This window comes from Bradyrhizobium murdochi (assembly GCF_000472965.1).
Lineage (GTDB): Bacteria > Pseudomonadota > Alphaproteobacteria > Rhizobiales > Xanthobacteraceae > Bradyrhizobium > Bradyrhizobium murdochi.
In genome coordinates this window covers 757,032-777,388 of the sequence record NZ_AXAU01000001.1, presented here as the reverse complement: position 1 = coordinate 777,388, position 20,357 = coordinate 757,032, and the positions used below count along the sequence as shown (strand labels likewise).

Annotated in this window: 19 protein-coding genes and 1 pseudogene; 7 read left to right on the top strand and 13 right to left on the bottom strand. The window is 63.4% G+C overall.

All coding sequences use genetic code 11. The features are described 5' to 3' along the window. Window positions 1–11: 11 nt before the first annotated feature. From YUO_RS0103970 to YUO_RS0103955, 4 genes are all read left to right on the top strand, one after another. Window positions 12–551, top strand: a complete 540-nt coding sequence (locus YUO_RS0103970; RefSeq protein ID WP_028346123.1) for a P-loop NTPase family protein — start codon at window positions 12–14, stop codon at window positions 549–551. Then, window positions 551–1,024 (top strand): type II toxin-antitoxin system RatA family toxin, encoded by a 474-nt coding sequence (locus YUO_RS0103965; RefSeq protein ID WP_028346122.1) that lies wholly within the window; start codon window positions 551–553, stop codon window positions 1,022–1,024. The genes YUO_RS0103970 and YUO_RS0103965 overlap by 1 nt, the downstream gene beginning before the upstream one ends. Before the next feature lie 48 nt (window positions 1,025–1,072). Then, on the top strand, window positions 1,073–1,987 hold the full coding sequence (locus tag YUO_RS0103960; protein WP_028346121.1) for an NAD(P)-dependent oxidoreductase: 915 nt from the start codon (window positions 1,073–1,075) through the stop codon (window positions 1,985–1,987). Between the two features lie 111 nt (window positions 1,988–2,098). Continuing rightward, window positions 2,099–3,772: a thiamine pyrophosphate-binding protein gene (locus YUO_RS0103955; protein ID WP_028346120.1), complete on the top strand. Its 1,674-nt coding sequence runs from the start codon at window positions 2,099–2,101 to the stop codon at window positions 3,770–3,772. Between the two features lie 7 nt (window positions 3,773–3,779). On the opposite strand, the gene YUO_RS0103950 is transcribed toward YUO_RS0103955, so the two are convergent. Together YUO_RS0103950 and YUO_RS0103945 are read right to left on the bottom strand one after the other, a co-directional pair. Then, window positions 3,780–4,382 carry a CinA family protein gene (locus YUO_RS0103950; RefSeq protein ID WP_028346119.1) on the bottom strand — a complete coding sequence of 201 codons (603 nt, stop codon included), beginning with the start codon at window positions 4,380–4,382 and terminating at the stop codon, window positions 3,780–3,782. A 1-nt stretch (window position 4,383) separates the two neighbouring features. After that, a complete protein-coding gene (locus tag YUO_RS0103945) occupies window positions 4,384–5,580 on the bottom strand; it encodes a bifunctional 2-C-methyl-D-erythritol 4-phosphate cytidylyltransferase/2-C-methyl-D-erythritol 2,4-cyclodiphosphate synthase (RefSeq protein WP_028346118.1) in 1,197 nt (398 codons plus the stop codon). 286 nt (window positions 5,581–5,866) lie between these two features. On the opposite strand from YUO_RS0103945, the gene dusB reads away from it, so the two are divergent. The 3 genes from dusB to ntrC are packed head-to-tail and all read left to right on the top strand — an operon-like array spanning window position 5,867 to window position 9,492. After that, window positions 5,867–6,868: a tRNA dihydrouridine synthase DusB gene (gene dusB, locus YUO_RS0103940; protein ID WP_028346117.1), complete on the top strand. Its 1,002-nt coding sequence runs from the start codon at window positions 5,867–5,869 to the stop codon at window positions 6,866–6,868. Further along, window positions 6,865–8,040, top strand: coding sequence for a two-component system sensor histidine kinase NtrB (locus tag YUO_RS0103935; protein WP_028346116.1), 1,176 nt, complete (start codon window positions 6,865–6,867; stop codon window positions 8,038–8,040). The genes dusB and YUO_RS0103935 overlap by 4 nt, the downstream gene beginning before the upstream one ends. A 9-nt stretch (window positions 8,041–8,049) precedes the next feature. Beyond that, window positions 8,050–9,492 (top strand): nitrogen regulation protein NR(I), encoded by a 1,443-nt coding sequence (ntrC, locus tag YUO_RS0103930; RefSeq protein WP_028346115.1) that lies wholly within the window; start codon window positions 8,050–8,052, stop codon window positions 9,490–9,492. 38 nt (window positions 9,493–9,530) lie between these two features. On the opposite strand, the gene YUO_RS0103925 is transcribed toward ntrC, so the two are convergent. From YUO_RS0103925 to YUO_RS0103880, 11 genes and pseudogenes are all read right to left on the bottom strand, one after another. Beyond that, a complete protein-coding gene (locus YUO_RS0103925; protein ID WP_083754502.1) occupies window positions 9,531–10,556 on the bottom strand; it encodes a TetR/AcrR family transcriptional regulator C-terminal domain-containing protein in 1,026 nt (341 codons plus the stop codon). Further along, the gene (locus tag YUO_RS47560; protein ID WP_283806401.1) at window positions 10,553–10,978 is read right to left on the bottom strand and encodes a TetR/AcrR family transcriptional regulator C-terminal domain-containing protein; all 426 of its coding nucleotides are present in this window, start codon (window positions 10,976–10,978) and stop codon (window positions 10,553–10,555) included. Before YUO_RS47560 ends, YUO_RS0103925 begins: the two co-directional genes overlap by 4 nt. A 267-nt stretch (window positions 10,979–11,245) precedes the next feature. Continuing rightward, window positions 11,246–12,820: pseudogene (locus tag YUO_RS39695) on the bottom strand (DHA2 family efflux MFS transporter permease subunit); the annotation flags it as partial. Beyond that, complete coding sequence (locus YUO_RS0103915; RefSeq protein WP_028346113.1) at window positions 12,817–13,854, bottom strand: HlyD family secretion protein; 1,038 nt, start codon at window positions 13,852–13,854, stop codon at window positions 12,817–12,819. The pseudogene YUO_RS39695 and the gene YUO_RS0103915, both read right to left, overlap by 4 nt. 28 nt (window positions 13,855–13,882) lie before the next feature. Beyond that, on the bottom strand, window positions 13,883–14,629 hold the full coding sequence (locus tag YUO_RS0103910; protein ID WP_028346112.1) for an SDR family NAD(P)-dependent oxidoreductase: 747 nt from the start codon (window positions 14,627–14,629) through the stop codon (window positions 13,883–13,885). Between the two features lie 71 nt (window positions 14,630–14,700). Then, complete coding sequence (locus tag YUO_RS0103905; protein WP_028346111.1) at window positions 14,701–15,483, bottom strand: 3-hydroxybutyrate dehydrogenase; 783 nt, start codon at window positions 15,481–15,483, stop codon at window positions 14,701–14,703. Between the two features lie 42 nt (window positions 15,484–15,525). Continuing rightward, window positions 15,526–16,698: a DUF3734 domain-containing protein gene (locus YUO_RS0103900; RefSeq protein WP_035725840.1), complete on the bottom strand. Its 1,173-nt coding sequence runs from the start codon at window positions 16,696–16,698 to the stop codon at window positions 15,526–15,528. Between the two features lie 32 nt (window positions 16,699–16,730). Then, entirely contained in the window at window positions 16,731–17,531 is an 801-nt protein-coding gene (locus YUO_RS39690) for an acetoacetate decarboxylase (RefSeq protein ID WP_035725836.1), read from the bottom strand. Window positions 17,532–17,622: 91 nt separating this feature from the next. Further along, window positions 17,623–18,579: an MBL fold metallo-hydrolase gene (locus tag YUO_RS0103890; protein ID WP_028346109.1), complete on the bottom strand. Its 957-nt coding sequence runs from the start codon at window positions 18,577–18,579 to the stop codon at window positions 17,623–17,625. A 79-nt stretch (window positions 18,580–18,658) separates the two neighbouring features. Then, the gene (locus YUO_RS0103885) at window positions 18,659–19,876 is read right to left on the bottom strand and encodes an NAD(P)/FAD-dependent oxidoreductase (RefSeq protein WP_028346108.1); all 1,218 of its coding nucleotides are present in this window, start codon (window positions 19,874–19,876) and stop codon (window positions 18,659–18,661) included. 119 nt (window positions 19,877–19,995) lie between these two features. After that, window positions 19,996–20,307 carry a hypothetical protein gene (locus tag YUO_RS0103880; RefSeq protein WP_028346107.1) on the bottom strand — a complete coding sequence of 104 codons (312 nt, stop codon included), beginning with the start codon at window positions 20,305–20,307 and terminating at the stop codon, window positions 19,996–19,998. Window positions 20,308–20,357 lie beyond the last annotated feature (50 nt).

Genomic DNA, 20,357 nt, shown 5'->3' with positions numbered 1-20,357 from the left:
GGATTGAACCAATGCAACGCGTTCTTGTTATGGGGTCGTCGGGGTCCGGCAAATCGACATTTGCCAGGCGGCTGTCGGATATAACAGGCATTCCCTTCATTTCGCTGGATGCGTTGTACTGGAGGCCCGGCTGGGCCACTTCCGACAATGCCGAGTTCGGGCAGCGTGTGGCCGAGGTTGTGCGTCGGCCGAGATGGGTTATCGATGGCAATTACACCAGGTACGGCGCCGGCGAATTACGCCGCGAGGTGAGCGACACCGTCATCTGGTTCGACTTGCCGCGCAGGACTTGCATGTTCGGCATCATGAAGCGAGTAGCCAGCAGCTACGGCCGTGTTCGCCCGGAAATGGCCGAGGGCTGTCCCGAGAGAATCGACTTCGAATTCTTGCGATACGTCTGGACCTATCGCCGGCAACAGCGGCCGAAACTTTTGGAGTATTTTCAAGGCCTGCGCGCCGATCAATCGTTCGTCTGCTTTACCGATCGGATGCAGGCGGACGACTACCTGAAGGAAATCACGGTGAAGCAAAGCCGCGCGAGTATTCACTGATGCCTCGCTTTTCCAGCAAGCGCCGGGTTCATCATACCGCGTCGCACATGTTCGATCTGGTCGCCGATGTCGAGCGCTATCCGGAGTTCGTGCCGCTGTGCCAATCGCTGAGGATCCGGCAGCGCACGCAGAAGGCTGACGGCACTGAAGTCGTCGTTGCCGACATGACGGTATCGTTCAAGCTGGTACGAGAGTCCTTCACCAGCCGGGTGACGCTGGATCGGCCGAACCTGAAAATCATGGTCGAATATTTGAAGGGTCCTTTCAGCAATCTGGAAAACCGCTGGACGTTCGAACCGAAATCCGAAACCGACTGCGACGTCGGGTTCTTCCTGTCCTATGAATTCAAGAGCCGGATGCTGGCGATGCTGATGGGGACGATGTTCGATACGGCCTTCCAGCGTTTTGCCGCCGCGTTCGAAAAGCGGGCGGACGTGATTTACGGCAAGCCCGCCACCAGGACCCGAAGCTAGGCCGCAGGCTCTCGGAAAGATTCCAGAAACAACAACGGAACGGTTGAAATGACGACACTCGAACGCGTTGGCTTTATCGGCCTCGGTGGAATGGGACGAGGCTTGGTCAAGAATCTCGTTGCCAAGGGCGTGGCGGTCACCGCCTATGACCTCAACCCGGCGGCCGTGGCCGTCGCCAAATCGTTCGGCGCGACCGCTGCCAGCGGTCTTCAGGAAATTCGCGACAATTGCCGCATCGTGATGATTTGCGTCAACGAGGCCGAGGATGTCGAAGCGTTGTTGACTTGCAGCGATGGGCTGCTCGCCGGTCCGGCACCGGGATTCATCATCGTGGATCACACCACAGGCAGCCCGCAAATGGTCGCAAAACTCGACCGCATGGTGCGTGCGGCGGGCGGCCGGTATGCCGAAGCACCGATGACGCGGACTCCAAAACACGCCGACATCGGCAAGGTCAACGTGCTGTTCGGCGGCGAGCGCGACCTGCTCGACGACCTCAGGCCCTATTTTGAGCTCTATGCCGAAAACATCTTCCACATCGGTCCCTTGGGGCATGCGATCCGCCTCAAGCTCATTCACAACTACATCGCCTTCGCCAACGTGGCGGCGTGGTGCGAGGGGTTTGCGCTCGCGGCCAAGGACGGGCTCGACCTGTCGCAACTCATCCGCATCATCTCGGCGGCCGGCGGCAAGAGCGGCATGCTCGATCTTTACGGCCAGGCCACGCTTGATGGCGACTTCACGCCGCTGATGTCGCTGGCGAACGCCCGCAAGGATGTCCGCTATTATGCGCGCTGGCTGGAGGAGGCGGGTCTGCCTGGGTTCATGGCTGAGGCCGTGCACCAGACCTACCGGCAGGCGGCGCTGCTCGGGCACGACGGTGAGTCCTGCACCGCCGTCATCAAGGCTTACGAGGCCGTGACTGGCGTAGAGGCGCGGGTGCGGCCGAAAGACCAACAATAGGGAAAATGCCCCAGCGGCATATCTGATTTCGCAGGAAACCGGTTGCTGGTGCCGATGCCAGTCTTTAAGCCGGTCCCAAATCCGTAATCTCCGACACGGAAGGACAGGGCGATGGAAGCAAATCTTCGAACCGGTGGCCATATTCTCATCGAGCAACTGGCCTTGCACGGCGCCGATACCGTGTTCGGGGTGCCCGGCGAAAGCTTCCTGGCTGCCCTCGACGGCATGTACCAGAGCCAACGCGTGCGGTTCATCAACGCGCGGCACGAGGGCGGCGCCGCCATGATGGCGGAGGCCTATGGCAAGCTGATGGGACGGCCCGGCATCGTGTTCGCCACCCGCGGCCCCGGCGCCACCAATGCGTCCTCCGGCGTCCATGTCGCGTTCCAGGACTCGACGCCGCTGATCCTGCTGCTTGGCCAGGTCGGACGCGACATGATGGAACGCGAGGCGTTCCAGGAAATCGATTATCGCCAGATGTTCGGGCCGATGGCGAAATGGGTCGCCCAGATCGACGATGCGCGGCGGATTCCAGAGTTCATTTCGCGCGCCTTCTTCACCGCGACCTCGGGCCGTCCCGGCCCGGTCGTGCTGGCGCTGCCCGAGGACATGCTCACCGACACTGCCGAGGTGGCGGATGCGCCGCCCTACAATCCGATTCCGGTCGCGCCCGATGACGGCGTCTTGCGGCAATTCCATGCGCTGCTGTCGGAGGCGAAGCGGCCGTTCCTGATCGTCGGCGGCGGCGGATGGAGCGATCAGGCCCGCCGCGATCTCGAAACATTTGCCGCCACGCACGAGGTTCCAGTCGGCGTCTCGTTCCGATGCCAGGACTATTTCGACAATCTGCATCCGGCCTATGGCGGCCATGTCGGCATCGGTCTCGACGCAAAAATCGCCGAGCGGATCCGAACCAGCGATCTGGTGATCGCGCTTGGCGCGAGGCTGGGGGAGGCCACCACATCCGGCTACACGCTGTTCGATATTCCGAAACCGAAGCAGCCGCTGGTTCACATCTATCCAGACCCGGAAGAGCTCGGCCGCGTCTATTCGCCGACGCTCGGCGTGGTCGCGAGCAGCGCGGCCTTTGCAGCCGCCATCAAGCGGCTGGAGCCGAAGCATCGATCGCGCGCCGACTATGTCAAGGCGGCGCATGCCGACTATCTCGCCTTTACCGAGCCGACCCGCTCGCCCGGCGACGTGCAGCTCTCGCAGGTCGTACGCGGTTTGAGCGATCGCTTGCCCCCTGACACCATCATCTGCAACGGCGCCGGCAATTATGCCGTCTGGGTGCACCGTTTCTGGCGTTATCGGCAATTTCGTACCGAACTCGCGCCGACCTCGGGATCGATGGGCTATGGGTTGCCCGCAGCCGTCGCCGCCAAGCTGCAGCATCCGGAGCGAACCGTGATCGCGTTCGCCGGTGACGGCTGCTTCCAGATGACCGGATTGGAGTTCATGACCGCGGTCGAAAACCGGCTGCCGCTGATTGTGATCGTCTGCAACAACGGCATGTACGGAACCATCCGGATGCACCAGGAGCGGACCTATCCGGGCCGTGTCTCCGGCACCGATCTGACCAACCCAGACTTTGCCGCACTGGCACGCGCCTGTGGCGGCTTCGGCGCATGTGTCGAGCGTACTGAGGATTTCGCGCGCGCCTTCGACGAGGCTGTCGGCAGCGGACTTCCGGCCATCATCGAGCTTTCGATCAGCCCAGAGGCGTTGACGCCGGTGAGCTCGCTGAGCGAAACGCGCGCTAAGGCTTTGGCCGCGGCGGTTTGATACCGGTTTATGGCCGCGTCGGCCGGCGCCGTTTAACGGCGCTGCGCCGCGGCGTACGTGCCACCCGTGGGCGTAGCCGGCTCATCGTTTCGCGTCGTGGTTTGGCGGAAGCTTGCGGTCCGCGGGCGAGCTCCATCAGCATGCGCAGCGCTTCCACCACCGAGCGCTGGCGCACGGTGGTGCGGCCGATGGCGCCAAAGCGGAATTCGCGATGCAGGATCTTGCCGTCGCGCGACGCGACCGCGAAATGCACGAGGCCGACCGGCTTGCCCGGCGTGGCGCCGCCGGGACCAGCGATGCCGGTGATGGATACCGCAAGATCGACGCCGGCCTTTTCCAGCGCGCCGACCGCCATCGCAGTCGCGGTTTCCTTGCTGACTGCGCCGAAGGTTGTCAGCGTCGAGGCTTTGACGCCGAGCATCGCGCGCTTGGCTTCATTGGAGTAAGTAATGAAACCGCGGTCGATGACATCAGAAGAGCCGGGAATGTCGGTGAGCGCGCCGGCCACCAGACCTCCCGTGCAGGACTCCGCGGTGGCGATCGTCAGCTTGCGCATCCGGCACAAATCAAGCAGCGAGCGGGCGAGGGCGCGGGCGTCGCTGCCGCTCATCTTACTCGCTCCAACCTTTATCATCCCACGGCAAGCGGATAGTGGCGCTCGCGGTTGCGGCGATGCCTTCCTCGCGGCCGGTAAAGCCGAGCCGTTCGCTGGTCGTCGCCTTCACCGCAACACGAGAGATGTTGAGCCCGGTGATCTCGGCGATGCGGGCGCGCATGACATCGCGCAGCGGCCCGATCTTCGGGCGCTCGCAAATCATCGTGACTTCGAGATTGGCGATTCGTCCGCCTCGCGCGGTGACGCGATCGACGGCATATTTGAGGAATTTGTCCGACGCTGCACCCTTCCACTGCGGATCACTCGGCGGAAAGTGCGAGCCGATATCGCCGTCGGCCAGCGCGCCGAGGATGGCATCGACCAGGGCGTGCAGGCCGACGTCGCCGTCGGAATGGGCGAGAAAGCCTCTGACGTGCGGCACCCGTACGCCGCAGAGCATCAGATGATCGCCGTCGCCGAAGGCGTGCACGTCGTAGCCGGTGCCGGTCCTGATGTCGCCGAGCTGGGCGGCGAGCCGGGCCTCTTCACGAATGAAATCTTCAGGCGTCGTCAGTTTCATGTTTGCAGGATCGCCTTCAAAGGTCGCCACCGTCAATCCCGCCCATTCCGCGAGCGCCGCATCGTCGGTGAAATCGCTGCGGCCGTCGCGCGCGGCGCGGCGATGGGCATCGAGAATGACATCGAAGCGAAACGCCTGCGGCGTTTGCGCGATTCGCAACCATGCGCGTTCCGGCGTCGCCTCGACGTGACCGGCATCACCGACCTGCTTGATCGTATCGGTGACGGGAATTGTCGGAACGGCGGCGCCCGTCCGACCGGCGGCATCGATCGCGCGCGAAATCACGGCCGAGGTCACAAAGGGACGCGCGGCATCATGGATCAGGACGATGTCGGGCTTGTCCGCGGCCAGCGCCTCGAGTCCGGCATGCACCGAGGCCTGACGTGTCGCGCCGCCATTCGCGGGCGGCTTGTGGCGCAGCCCTGCGACGGCTTCGTTGAAGATGGCGGCGTCATCGGGATTCACCACCGGTTGCACGGCGAAGATGTCTGGATGCCGGCTGAACGCTTGCATGGCGCGGAAGATCACCGTCTGCCCACCGAGCTCGCGATATTGCTTGGGTCCCCCGGCGCCGGCGCGAAGCCCGCGTCCGGCTGCGACGAGAATGGCTGCGGTACGCTCAGGTCTGGGCATCTGGACTCAAATACGAACGAATCAGGGGCAGTGAGAGAGGGCGGGTGTGCTGGCGCACAGCCCTTACCACGCCGAATGGGGAAAAACAGAGCGATTCCCACAAGCTGTGGGAAAACCGGTTTTTGTTGCAGTGCACTTGCGCAAATGATAGATCTGTCTAAAGTGTAGGCAAGAAGCTTGACTGCACAAGATTTGTGCTCACAATATACGTCGACGGTTGCAATGACGCCGCCGCCCCAACCAAGAGAACGCCGTGACCGGCCCGGAAAGTTTACGCTCTAAGCCGTTGAAAATAGGCGAGATTGCTGTCGCTAACCGGGTCCTTCTGGCGCCGATGTCGGGCGTCACCGATGCCCCCTTTCGACGCCTTGCCGCCACACTGGGCGCCGGACTGGTCGTTTCCGAGATGACCGCCAGCGACGAACTCGTGCACGGCAGGCCGATGTCGATTCTGCGCTGCGAGACGGCCGGTGTCGGACCGCATGTCGTTCAGCTCGCGGGCTGCGAGGCGCACTGGATGGCGGAGGGGGCGAGGGTTGCGGAGGCTGCCGGCGCCGACATCATCGACATCAACATGGGCTGTCCGGCGCGTCATGTCACCGGCGGCCAATCCGGCTCGGCGCTGATGCGCGATCTCGATCATGCGCTCAAGCTGATCGAAGCCACGATCGCGGCGGTCAAGGTGCCAGTGACGCTGAAGATGCGACTCGGCTGGGACGATCGCTCGCTCAACGCACCCGAGCTGGCGCGCCGCGCGGAAGCCGCCGGGGTGCAGATGATCACCGTGCACGGGCGCACGCGCTGCCAGTTTTACAAGGGCGTCGCTGACTGGGCCGCTGTGCGCGCGGTCAGGCACGCGGTTTCCGTGCCGCTCGTCGTCAACGGCGACATCACCTCATTCGAGCAGGCGGTCCGCGCACTGGAAATGTCGGGCGCGGACGCCGTGATGATCGGGCGCGGTGCGCAGGGTCAGCCCTGGCTGCCGGGCCAGATCGGCCGTCGGCTTGAGACCGGACAGGCTGAGACTGCGCCGTCGCTGGCCGAACAACTCGCGCATGTGCGCGCACTCTACGACGAAATCTGCAGCCATTACGGGCTGCGCATCGGGCTCAAGCATGCACGCAAGCATCTCGGCTGGGCGCTGGAGGTCGCGGCGCAGTGCAGCCGCGCGCCGGTGGAGACGCTGAAGGGCTGGCGGCAAAAGATTCTGACGTCGGAGGATCCGCACCGCGTCCACCGCTCGCTGCAGGACGCGTTCGACGATTTCTCATGGAGTGCTGCTGCATGAATTCAGCCGCAGAATATCGCCGCGCCGTGCCCTCCGAAAGCGAGGCCATTCTCAACGCGCTGCCTAACCCGGTACTGCTGGTGGCGCCCGACGGCCGCATCGTCGACGCCAACATCGCGGCCGAATCCTTCTTCGAGATTTCGACGCAGTTCCTGCGGCGGCAGTCGCTGAAAGAATTGGTGCCGTTCGGCAGTCCACTGCTGGCGCTTATCGACCAGGTGCGATCGAGCAGCTCGCCGGTGAACGAATACAAGGTCGATCTCGGCACGCCTCGCATCGGCGGCGATCGCCAGGTCGACCTGCATGTGGCGCCGCTCACCGAACGGCCCGGCCACATCGTCGTGATGCTGCAGGAGCGCACCATCGCCGACAAGATGGACCGTCAGTTGACGCACCGGAGCGCTGCGCGCTCGGTAATCGCGCTGGCCGCGATGCTGGCGCATGAGATCAAGAACCCGCTGTCAGGCATCCGCGGCGCGGCCCAATTGCTGGAGCAGGCGGCCTCGTCCGAAGACCGCATGCTGACGCGGCTGATCTGCGATGAGGCCGACCGCATCGTCACCCTGGTCGACCGCATGGAAGTGTTCGGCGACGACCGCCCGGTGGCGCGGGGGGCAGTCAACATCCATTCCGTGCTCGACCACGTCAAACGGCTGGCGCAGTCCGGCTTCGCCCGCAACATCCGTTTCATCGAGGAATATGACCCGTCGTTGCCGCCGGTGTTGGCCAATCAGGACCAGCTCATTCAGGTCTTCCTCAATCTCGTGAAGAACGCCGCCGAAGCGGTCGCCGATCTCGGCAGCGATGCAGAAATCCAGCTCACCACCGCCTTTCGTCCAGGCGTCCGCCTGTCGGTGCCGGGCAAGAAATCGCGGGTGTCGTTGCCGTTGGAGTTCTGCGTCAAGGACAATGGATCCGGCGTGCCGGAGGACCTGCTGCCGAACCTGTTCGACCCCTTCGTGACGACCAAGCAGACCGGGAGCGGGTTGGGTCTCGCCCTGGTTGCCAAAATCGTGGGCGATCACGGCGGCATCATCGAATGCGAATCCCAGCCGCGGAAGACGACGTTCCGGGTGCTGATGCCGATGTTCAATCCCACCAAACAGTTCGACCAAAGCAACCGCGACGGCGTTCCGGGTACGCTGCCGCCTGCCTCACAGGACGCAAGATGAGGAATAGCAATGCCCGCAGGTAGCATACTCGTTGCCGATGACGACACCGCCATCCGCACGGTTCTGAACCAGGCTCTTTCGCGCGCCGGATATGAAGTGCGCCTGACCGGGAACGCCGCCACGCTGTGGCGCTGGGTGAGCCAGGGCGAGGGCGATCTCGTCATCACCGACGTGGTGATGCCGGACGAGAACGCGTTCGATCTCTTGCCCCGCATCAAGAAGATGCGGCCGAACCTTCCTGTCATCGTCATGAGTGCCCAAAACACCTTCATGACGGCAATCCGGGCATCGGAACGCGGCGCCTATGAATATCTGCCGAAGCCGTTCGACCTGAAGGAGCTCATCACCATCGTCGGCCGCGCACTGGCCGAACCGAAGGAGCGGGTGACGAGTGCCGCGGACGAGGGTGAATTCGATTCGATCCCCCTGGTCGGCCGCTCGCCGGCGATGCAGGAAATTTACCGGGTGTTGGCGCGGCTGATGCAGACCGACCTCACGGTGATGATCTCCGGCGAGTCCGGCACCGGCAAGGAACTGGTTGCCCGCGCGCTGCACGACTACGGCAAGCGCCGCAACGGCCCGTTTGTCGCCGTCAACATGGCGGCGATCCCGCGCGATCTGATCGAATCGGAGTTGTTCGGCCACGAGCGGGGCGCGTTCACCGGCGCCAACACCCGCGCCTCAGGCCGGTTTGAACAGGCCGAGGGCGGCACGCTGTTTCTTGACGAAATCGGCGACATGCCGATGGAGGCGCAGACGCGACTGCTGCGGGTGCTGCAGCAGGGCGAATACACCACCGTCGGCGGGCGCACCCCGATCAAGACCGACGTACGGATCGTGGCGGCAAGCAACAAGGATTTGCGCATCCTGATCCAGCAGGGCCTGTTCCGGGAAGACTTGTTCTTCCGCCTGAACGTGGTCCCTCTGCGCTTGCCGCCGTTGCGTGAGCGGATCGAGGATCTGCCCGATCTCATCAGGCATTTCTTTTCGCTCGCCGAAAAGGACGGCTTGCCGCCGAAGAAGCTCGATACGCTGGCGCTGGAACGGCTCAAGCAGCACCGTTGGCCCGGCAACGTGCGCGAGCTCGAAAACCTCGCGCGGCGGCTGGCCGCGCTTTATCCGCAGGACGTCATTACGGCCTCGGTGATCGATGGTGAGCTGGCGCCGCCGGCCGTCACCTCGGGCGCCAACGCCCCGATGGGCGTCGAAAACCTCGGGGGCGCGGTCGAGGCCTACCTGTCCTCGCATTTCTCGGGCTTTCCGAACGGCGTGCCGCCGCCGGGCCTCTACCACCGCATCCTCAAGGAAATCGAGGTACCGCTGCTCACCGCGGCGCTGGCGGCCACGCGCGGCAACCAGATTCGCGCGGCCGACCTGCTCGGCCTCAACCGCAACACGCTACGGAAGAAGATCAGGGATCTCGACATCCAGGTCTACCGCAGTGGCGGCTAGGGATTGCATCGGCCGCTCGCTGCAGTGACAGCGGGTGATCATTGCGCGATGATCCTCACGCCTCGTGCGAGGATTGACGTCTCGTCAGGCTCGGCCCCGTCGAGAAAGACTTTCACCGCGGTGCGGGCGCGCAAATCGATTTCGGAAAGCGTTGGTATGTCGCCGAGCTGAAGCACGGCCTCCAGATGGACGTTTCCGTGGAGCATTCCGAGAAACTGGCGGGCGCCGGCTTCGCAATCCGCGAGATCGACTTCGCCGGCCTCTTTCGCTTGCGTGAGAATTTTTATCAGGACCGCGATTGCCGGCTTAGGGCCATGTTGCGCATAGGCCTGCGTCGCGTCTGGGTAGCGGTCCGCTTCGAGGACGGCTGTGTAACAAACCTCCAGCAACGACGGTGTCATCATCGTCTCGAGAAGATTGCGTCCAATGATGATGAGCAATTCCCTTAGTGGCAAAGAAAGCTGATCGGCACTGACACTTAATGCATTGGACGAGTAATGGCTGACGACTTTGGTGAACTGGTCGACGAGAAGTTGCTGTACGTTCTCGCGACGCGTTGATTTTTCGCGGAGTAATTGCCGGTAGAGACCGTGCGGCGTCCATGCCCAGCTCGATCGCCCCAGCAAGAACGCCGAAAGAACCGCGCAGTTGGACCAACCGCGAATCTGGCTCGCTTTACCGGGGACCGCTTCGCGGACGCGAAGGATATCGCCTGTCGCCCCCCACCGCAGAAATCTGACGGCATCGGCGGGCGGCAGGATCGTGACCATCATACGCGTCCACCACGGCTCCACGAGCAGCCAACTGCCCGTGCTCGTGGGCCGCATGGCGAAGACATGCTTATGCCTATGATGGACGAACCGATGCCACCATTGCCGTCGAAGGCCGGGTACGAAGCAGACGATCCAGTCGGCGGCATCGACAGTTACGAGGGATCCGTCCTCGTCGATGCTGTTCGCCAGGTCCGGTGGGACATCGCCGACGATCTTTAGTCCTGAAGGAATCTCTCTATTTCTCCTCAGCCAAAACCGTCTCGACTGGGCAATATCATTGGCTGCGGTCATCTGGTAGTGCTCTTCGCGCTCGCGCATCCATGGATGAAGGTTTCGATGGTGGCTCTGACGCGGTCGGCGGCTGCTCCGTCCTGGCTCCTTGCAGGGCTCAGCATGAGTGCCTGATAGAGCGGTTCCCTTAGCATTCCCGTCAATTGCTCGGCGTGTAGCTGAGCGTCCGATATGGACAGGATTCCCCTTTCATTTGCCGCCGAAAGAAACTCCCGCAGCTTAAGTGTGACCATCGCCTGGCCCGCCACGTACACCCGCCTCTTGAGTGCAGGATTGCGTGCACCCTCGGTCAGCATCATCCGAATGAACCCGACCAAGGTGGTCGAATATTCGTTCCAGGCAACGCGTCCGAACGCGATCAGAGTTTCGCGCGCATCGTCTATGGTGCCGGGGCGCGCTCTCCTCACCAATGGCTGCGACATGAGGGAGGCTTTGTGTTCGGCGATCGCGACGATGAGATCGTCGATGCTCTCGAATGCCGATAGAATGTCTTCCTTCGAATATCCGCTTCGATCGAAGATAGCATTGAGGCCAGCGGGCGCGCCGCGCGAATGAGCGAGTGCCTCGCTCATCGCCAGCACGATGTCGGCGCGAGCGACCGGCTTCGGTGCAGCATTGTCTTGTCGAGCGGGCTTCGGTGCGGGATGATGTCTCATTCTCGGCTCCTCGGTCCGGGGCAACTGCGCCACGCGCATCTTCGCGTGCAGGGCGAACGCGACCTTGATGGTGACCAGCACGGGCGCAGCGATGACGAAGAGGAGAGCGACTGCAGCGAACGCGGTGTCGAAAGCGATCACGGTGGACTGACCGGTCACGGTTCGGCCTAACAGGCCCATCGCAGCCCGGCCGGCGGCCACGCCGTCCATCCCTCTCGCCGCGAGCATGGCGCTCATCGTCGTCAGCCGCTCGCTGACCGCAGGAACGCCTGCGGTGACACTGGCACCGAGCACCGCGGCATTGGCGGTGACATTGTGGTCGATCATGGTCTGGAGCCCGGCTACCCCCATGAGGCCACCGAGCTGACGACCCGCGTTGAAAAGGCCGATGCCGGACGCTCGATTGCGGTTGTTGAGCTCGCTGAAAGCGATAAGCGTGATCGACAGGAAGAGGAAGCCAAGTCCAAATCCGCGCAGCAGAATAGCTGCCATCATGTCGTCGGCGCCACTTTCGCTGGTCGAGCCGGACAGCATCCACATCGCGGCCATGATCATGAGGATGCCGAACGGCACGGTGACGATGGGCGAGGCGCCGCGGACCTGCATGAGGAAGGCGGCCACGAGGAGGGCGCCGACGAAAAACGCGCCGCTCGGCAACAGGAGCTGGCCGGCATCGGTAGGTGTGAATGCGAGAACGGACACGGCAAACGATGGGATCAGATACGCGCTGCCGAACAATGCGGCACCGGCGACGAAACTGACGATGAAGGCGAATGAAAAATCGCTCGACCGGAACAGGGAGAAATCGAGCAGGCCTCGGCTTTTGGCCATCACCTGTTGGCCGAGAAACGCTAGCAAAGCGACTGCGCCGATCACGGTTAGCCACACGATGCGAGGCTCCTCGAACCAGCGCCATCGGCTACCCTGATTGAGAACATAGGTGAGGCAGAAGAACGTGACTGATATCAGCAAGAAGCCGACCCAGTCGAACGGAAGGCGCGCGGTCGTAACGAGCCTTGATGGATCAGCGATCAGCAGAAGTCCGATAGCGGCGAGGGCCACCGGAACGACGCCGAAGAAAATCCATGCCCACGATTGGCTGTCGATCAACCATCCCTGGAGCGCCGGGGCGAGAGTCGCGGGGGCGACGACAGATCCCATCGCAAACAGGGCCTGCAGGATCGGCTGACAGGAGCGCGGATAGGCGAGAAAAATGATCGACTGCCCGGCGACAAGCAAAACGCCGCCGGAGAAGCCCTGTATGATGCGGAGTGCGACCAGCAGGTCCAGCCGATCTGTGATGGCGGCGATGCCGCAGGCCGTGCCCATGACCAGCGTCGAACCGATGATCAGGCGGTGCGGATTGGTGCGCGTCATGAGCCAGGAGGCGGCCATGAACCCGATAAGCTTCGCAGCGGTGTATCCGATGTCCAGCCAGGCGAACTCGTCGGGAGTTGCATGGGTGTCGCCGATGATATCGTTGCGCCCGAGCGACAGGACGGTGCTTGCGATCGCTTCCGTCAGAGTGGCGAGCACGATGCCTGCGACAAGAATGGTTCCTGCCGCGCGCCTGTCGTAGCCTGGCGTGGCGTCGGCGATCGCGGTCATGTGCCGCTTCCTCGATCGATCTCGACACGCGCGGACAGACCGGGCACGACGCGGCCGGGCAATGGATTCCTGGCGAACCGGATTTTCACAGGCACGCGTTGAACGACACGAATGAAGTTTCCCGTCGCATTGTCGGTGGGGAGCAGGGTGAACGCAGACCCGCTGCCGGGCGCAAAGCTGTCCACCACGCCTTCAATCGTCTGGTTCGGATAGCCGTCCACGGTGATGCGGGCGCGCTGTCCTGGCCGGATATGTTCGATCTGGCTTTCCTTGAAGTTCGCCACCACCCACACGTCCTTGACCGGAACGATGTCGAGCAAGGATGTACCCGGCGCGACAAGCCGGCCGACGCGGACCTGGCGGTTGCCGACGACGCCGTCGACCGGCGCATGCACCACGGTGTGGTCGAGATCGATCTGAGCGAGATCGCGTGCGGCGTGCGCCTGCGCCACTGCAGCAACGGCAGCTTCGCGTTGGCTGGCAAGGACCGCGATGCGTTGCCGCTGGGCCTCTACCGTTGCCGACGCCGCCGACACGCCCGCCTCGGTTCTCGATAGCGCCGCATCGCTTTCATCGACCTGCGCCTGGCTGACGGCGTTGGTGCGGATCAGCTCACGGCGGCGATCGGAGGCCTTGCGGGCCAGATTCATCTCGGCCACGCTCGCAAGTTTTTGAGCTTCGGCCTGCCGTATCAGGGCGTGCTGGAGTTGGGTCTCCGCATCGACATTGGCGAGGCGAGCTTGGGCGGCTTCGACATTGGCCTCGGCTTGCGCAAGGCGTGCGCGGTAGTCCCGATCGTCGATCCGGAACAGGACGTCGCCTGCACGAACGGTCTGGTTATCCTGAACCTCCACGGCCGTGACGTAGCCTGCAACCTTTGGCGCGAGCGAGGTCATGTCCCCGCGAATATAGGCGTTGTCGGTGAACGTCTCGTTTGAACGGGCATAGGCCCAGCCGCCAGCTGCGACGACGACGGCGCCGAGGCACAGCGACAAGCCGATCATCTTTTTCGTTTTCGGTGAGAAAATGGTCATCGTTCCTCGCCAAGTAACGTCACAGCAACTAAGCCAGTCCCAAGCCGCCGTCGGCAGCGATCACCTGGCCCGTCATCCATTCGGAAGCGGGGCCGGCAAGCCGCACGATCCATTCTGCGACATCGTCCGGAACGCCGCGTCGCCCGAGCGGTATGCGCGCGCGCTCCTGCTCCTTGATTTCGGCCGCCTGTTCCGGGGAGAGTCCCATCATGCCAGTCAGTGCGCCCGATTCGGTGGGGCCCGCCGCGACGGCGTTCACCCTTATGCCGAGCGGTGCAAGCTCCAGCGCCCAGCAGCGGGTCAAGTGCTCCAATGCAGCCTTGCTGGCTGCGTAATGGGACAGCCCAGCCGCGGGCTTGTGGCCGAAGGTACTCGAGACATTGACGATCGTGCCCCGTCTCGCCTTCAGGTGAGGCAAAGCAGCAGCAGCAAGCAGACTTGGGCCGAGCACGTTGACGGAGAAGATGTCCGTAATGCGATCAGCCGTCGTGTCGGCCAGCGGAAGGATTGCACCCGCGCCCGCGTTGTTGACCAACGCATCCAACCTTCCCCAGGTGTCGACCGCCTTTGCGATTGTGCGCTTGGCATCCTCGACGGAAGCGGCATCTGCGACCAATCCTGCGATGTTCGCATGCCCGGCCATCGTCTCTTCGATGAGTCCGGGGCGGCGGCCGGTGACGAGGACCTTGTCGCCTTGTCTAGCGAAGCGCAGCGCCGCTGCCCGTCCGATGCCGGAGCTGCCGCCCGTCACAATCACGACCTTTTCACTTTGCATGTTCGATCTCTTTCTGTGATCACTGAGGAAGGGTGTACGCTGAGGAGCTGACAACGTTCGCTGCGCGCCTGTTACCGCGCAGTCCAGCCACCATCGACGGAGATTGCGGTACCCGTTATCTGGTCCGCCGCGGCCGAACACAGGAAGGCGACGGTGCCGCCAAGCTGCTCCGGAGACGCGAAATCCAGAGACGGTTGTTTCTCAGCAAGGAGTTCGTTGGTTGCTTCCTTCTGGCTGATGCCCTTTTGAGCGGCGATATCGCTGATCTGCTTTTCCACCAGTGGCGTTCGCACCCAACCTGGACAAACCGCATTGCAGGTCACTCCGCTTCCAGCGGTCTCCAGGCCGACCACCTTGGTCAGACCGACCAGTCCGTGTTTGGCCGCGACGTAAGCGGCCTTGTGGGTTGAAGCGACAAGGCCGTGCGCAGAGGCGATGTTGACGATGCGTCCCCAGCGCTGCTTCTTCATCTGGGGCACTGCCGCTGCAATGCCGTGGAATGCGGCGGACAGATTGATGCTGAGAATTGCATCCCACTTGGCAGCCGGAAATTCATCCACGGGCGCAGTGAACTGAATGCCGGCATTGTTGACGAGGATGTCGAGGTGCCCGAATTTCTTGATCGTTGCATCGATCAATCCGCGCACAGCGTCGCCCTTCGACATGTCGGCACCGTCGTAAACGACGCGGACGTCGTATTCTCGTTCGATGCCGCTGCGGATCGCCTCGATCTCGCCTGCGTCGCCAAACCCGTTCAATACGAGGTCGGCGCCGAGCTTTGCAAGCTCTTTTGCGATTCCGAGCCCAATGCCGCTGGTCGATCCGGTGACGATGGCTACCTTGCCCTTCAACATGGCAATTCCTTTCGATGGTTTGAGATGAAATCTGCCGTGAGCTCAATCGCGGCGATGGATGTCGTGGGTAACGATGCCGAGCTCGGGAGGCGGCGGGTCGAGGCGCCGCCGGTCGGAGAGGGTGCGGCGGATGTCTTCCAGCCCGCTCTGCCAGTGTGCGCGCATCGCGCTCAGCCCGAACTCGTAATCCCTCGAATGGCCCTCGTGGAGCTTGGTCTGATAGATCAGGTGAATGATGTTGTGGGAGCGATGCCGCGCGAGATCGGCGATGGCGCGCATTTCCGGATCGTTCCTTGCGGCTTCCGGCAATTTCTCGATCGTGCGCTGCAACGCCTGGCGCATCTTCTGCATCCGCAGCACCTGGTCGGTTACGGCGCGTGTGCGGCTCGAATACTGGATGTCCTTCTGCCGGCTCGACACTTCCATCATGTCGTAGGGAACGCGGCCCTTGGCCGACCAGAGGTCGATCTGGAATGTCAGCGTGTCGCGCGCATCGCCGGACAATACGCGGGAGAGAGGCGTGTTGGAGACCACGCCGCCATCCCAGTAGTGCTCGCCTTCGATTTCGACGGCGGGAAATCCCGGCGGAAGCGCGCCTGAAGCCATGAAATGCTTCGGTCCCAGTCGGCGTTCGGCGGTGTCGAAATAGGTCAAGTTGCCGGTGCGGACGTTGACTGCGCCGACACTGATGCGCACTTCGCCGGAGTTCAGCCGATCGAAGTCGACGAGCCGCTCCAGCGTCCGGTGCAGCGGTGCGGTGTCGTAGAAGCTGGTCGCCGCATCGCCGGAGAACGGCGACCACAGCGGCGAGGGGAAGCGCGGCTTGAAAAAGCCAGGCTGACCCTGGACCAGGGCTCTCGTCGCCGCCAACGCGTTGCGCACCGACTTGATGTCGAACGCAAAGGGCAAGGCATTGGCCAAGCCTTCGCCGGCGGGCCATTCTATTGAATGGGCGCAGATGGTCTCCCAGAATTCGCGTAGCCGTGCGACACGTTCATCTTCGGGCGAACCCGCGATGATGGCGGCGTTGAGCGCGCCGATCGAAATGCCCGCCAGCCAGTTCGGCCGGATGCCGGCTTCATGCAGGCCCTCATAGACGCCGGCCTGATACGCGCCGAGCGCGCCGCCACCTTGCAGCACCAGCGCAACGACATCGTATGGCAGCGAATTGATCTGCTGCGCAGAATTGATTTGCTCGCGCGTTACGTTCAACATTGCCAGAACTCCCTGCATTGCGGCTGATCCGATCAGCCGGCGTTGGCTTCGATCAAGATTTCGGAACCGGATGCGCGTCGTCGTTCGGACGCGCCTGGCGACAGATAGTCGTGCACCACAGTGCCGAGCCCGAGGGTGAGGTCGGCAACGACGTGCTTGGCTGACAGCACTTGCAGCACCGGCAGCTCGGCAACGGGAGCGAGTGCATGCGAGTAGAGGTCGAGCGCAGCAGGCCCGGTCCATGCGCCCTTCACGGTGATATCCTCGCAATGGTAGCGCACCAGCTCGCAGATGCGTGCCGTGCCGTCGACATGCGGGATGATCTTGAGCAGGAAATTCGGCGCGGCGAGTTTTCTCGCCTCAGTCGCGGTGTCGAGGGCGCGATGCTTGTAGCCCATGGTGCCGGTCGCAATCCGAACCGAGCCGTAGTTGAGGGTGCCGACCAGCGTGTCGATCTCGACGGCGAGCTTGGGCTGCGCCAGCTTCTTGGGAAAGCCCCACAGCTCGCGCCCGCCGGCGATCGGCGGATGATCATTCAAGAACATCTGGTGGACGAAGCTGCCGGCCTGGCCCTGGTAGCTCACCGGAATGACCTGACCGCTTTCGGTGTAGTCGCCGAAGCCGGTCGAGTCGGGCATGCGGATGAACTCGTAGTTCACCACCGGCTCCGTCACTTCCAGCGGCTCCGGCACGATCCGGCGCAGCGCTTCCGGATCGGTCCTGTAGCGGATGATGAAGTATTCGCGGTTGACGAACCGGTAAGGGCCGGGTGGAAAGGCCGGGTTCGTCAACGGCATGGCGAACGCGCTCGCGCGCACGGTCTCGTGTTTCATCGTCGTCGAGCTCCAGATTGATCTGAGGTCAGCGGGCCGCGCTCCGCGTTTCGGAACGCGGCCCGTGTCGCGTGAGGCGCTACACAAGCGGTCAGTAATCCCAGATGGCCGGTACCCAACGAAAGGCGTCGCCGTCGACCGCCACATGGCCGATGGATGGGAACGGCAGGTGAGTGGCCACCAGGAGGCCGCCGGTCGCCGCCAGCTCCCGCAAAAGACTGATACGAACGCGGGCCGACTCCTCGGGGTCATGTTCGAAGCCGTTGTACCACTCGGGGTGTTCGAACCCGACCGCGAACACGAGGTCGCCGGCGAACGTCAGCCGGTCGCCGCCGGACGCCACGCGGACCACGCTGTGCCCGGGGGTGTGGCCGCCGGTGCGATGGACGACCACCCCCGGCGCCACCTCGTACTCCTCCTCAAACGGCCGCAACTGGCTGCGGTACTCTTTCACGAACCGCTTGGCGGCCGACCGAAGCGCGTCCGGGAATCCCGGCGGCATGGAGACCTGGGAGAAATCGGGCGTCTCCCAGAACTTGATCTCGGCGGCCGCCACGTGGATCCGCAGGTCAGGACACAGCCGTTCCTTGACCCCGTCGACGAGCAGCCCGCCAATGTGGTCCATGTGCATGTGGGTCAGCACCACGTCGGTCACGGACGCAAGATCAATGCCGGCGGCCTCCAGTCGCTTGATCAACTGCCCGGCCCGCGGCAAGTGCAAGTCCGGGTCGAACCCTAGCCCAGCGTCGACGAGTATGGTCCGGCCGCCGCTACGCACCACGACCACGTTCAGCGCCCAATCGAACGCGTCCGGCGGCAGGAACATCTCGTCCAGCCAGGCCGCCCGGACGGCCGGGTCGACGTTGTGGGCCAACATTGCGGTTGGGAGCGGTAGCACGCCATCGCTGACCACCAGCACGTCAATCTCACCGACCTTCAGCGCGTAGCGCGACGGAACCAACTCGTCGGGCTTCGATCTAACGGGGTGTGCGGTCATGTTGAGGTTCATGTTTGTCTCCTCCTGAGTGTTGCGGATCGTCTGATTCATCTTTGAAAACTCCTTCGCTCGATCTTGATGCTCGATTCTGGGCGGGCCGCGCTTTCCGCGGCCCGTTTCGCGTGAAGGGCTAGAGGAAGCCGGTCACATCAGTCACACGCTCCGGATCTGCCGAGGCCAGCGCGGCGGCACGTTCGGCACGCGGCGGATAGATCCAGACGGTGTTGATCTCCTGCTTGGTCTTCTTGGCGACGCCGCCGACCATCTTGACCTTGCGTTCCCAGCCGCTCGTGAACAGCGCGCCGGCCTCGCCGAGGTCGAGACAGGTGACATAGGCCTTCTGGTGGTAGGGCTTGGTCGGCACGCCGAGCAGCTCGGCCGCGGCGTTGTTGCCGGCGAAGGCGCCCATCCGCGTGGCGTGCTGGCACGACATCAGCGCGTAGTTACCATCGTCGTCACAGGCGGCGCGGGCGGCATCGCCGGTGGCGAAGACGCCGGCAACTCCCGGTACGCTCAGGCATCGGTCCACCAGCAGGCGGCCGAAATTGTCGCGTTCGGCGGGGATCTGCGCCGTCAGCGGCGCTGCGCGAATGCCCGCGGCCCAGATCACGGTCTCGGCTTCGATGTGCTCGCCGCTGGAGAGCGTGACGCCGGACTCGTCGAGCGAGGCGACGCCGGCGCCGAGTCGGGTCTCCACGCCGAGCTTGCGCAGCGCGTCCTCGATGACGGGGCGGGGGCCTTCGCCCATATCGGGAGCGATCGCGCTGTTGCGGTCGACAATGATGACGCGAAGGTTGGCATCTTTGCCGAGGATCTTGCGGAGCCGCGACGGTATCTCGGTTGCCGCTTCGATGCCGGTGAAACCGCCGCCGGCAACGACGACCGTGTCGCGTCCGTTCAATGCCGGACGATCGGCAAGGCCGTGCAGATGCTTGTCGAGGGCGACTGCATCTTCGAGCGAGTCGACACTGAAGCCGTGCTCGGCAAGACCGGGAATATTCGGGCGGAACAGGCGGCTGCCGGTAGCCACGACCAGGCGATCGTAGGAGAGAGTCTTTCGGGTGCCTTTGGCCGTAGCCACTTGCACCATGCGAGCCTTGGTGTCGATCGTTTCGGCGCTGCCTTGCACGTAGACAACGTCGATTGCCTCGAGGACATCGAGCAGAGGCGCCGTCAGGGTCTCCGGCTTCGATTCATAGAGCCGGGGACGGACCACCAGCGTCGGCTCGGGTGCGATCAGTGCGATCTCGAGCTCCTCGGGCGAAACGCCCTGGATGTCGCGCAGGCGGGCTGCGGAAAGTGCGGCGTACATGCCGGCGAAGCCGGCTCCTATGATAACAAGTCGCATGGTTTGCTCCTCTGGTTAGATTCTCTCGGACGTGCGCGCGTCATCGCCGCCGCCCTGCATTGGCGGCAAACCTCTTCCGATCGATGACGCAAAGATGATGTGAAACGAGTGCCGGGCTGTTACGGTGCGGGGCAGTCCAGCATTAGCGACATTGGCATGGGACGTTCACATGCCGTTCGGCAGCCGCCGGATTCCAGGAGCGGGCCGCGTTGAAAGGCCATCAACGGAGCGGGCTTCGCGGGCCAGTCCTTGTAGAAGATGATGGAACTGACAGGGTTGGCGGTTTGGACGGCATGTGCCGGAACTTCCGTTTCTTCGCCCGCTGCCGAGGTGAAGCGAACGCTCAACGAAAGTCCGTACATGAGTGCGGTCGCGACGACTCTCCGCCGCGGTGCGATTGCAAAGGGGTTAACGACGTTCATCCAGGCCATCGTTTGTCTCCATCCGGTGTTGGCGTTGGGCGTAACGTTGATTTAGCGAA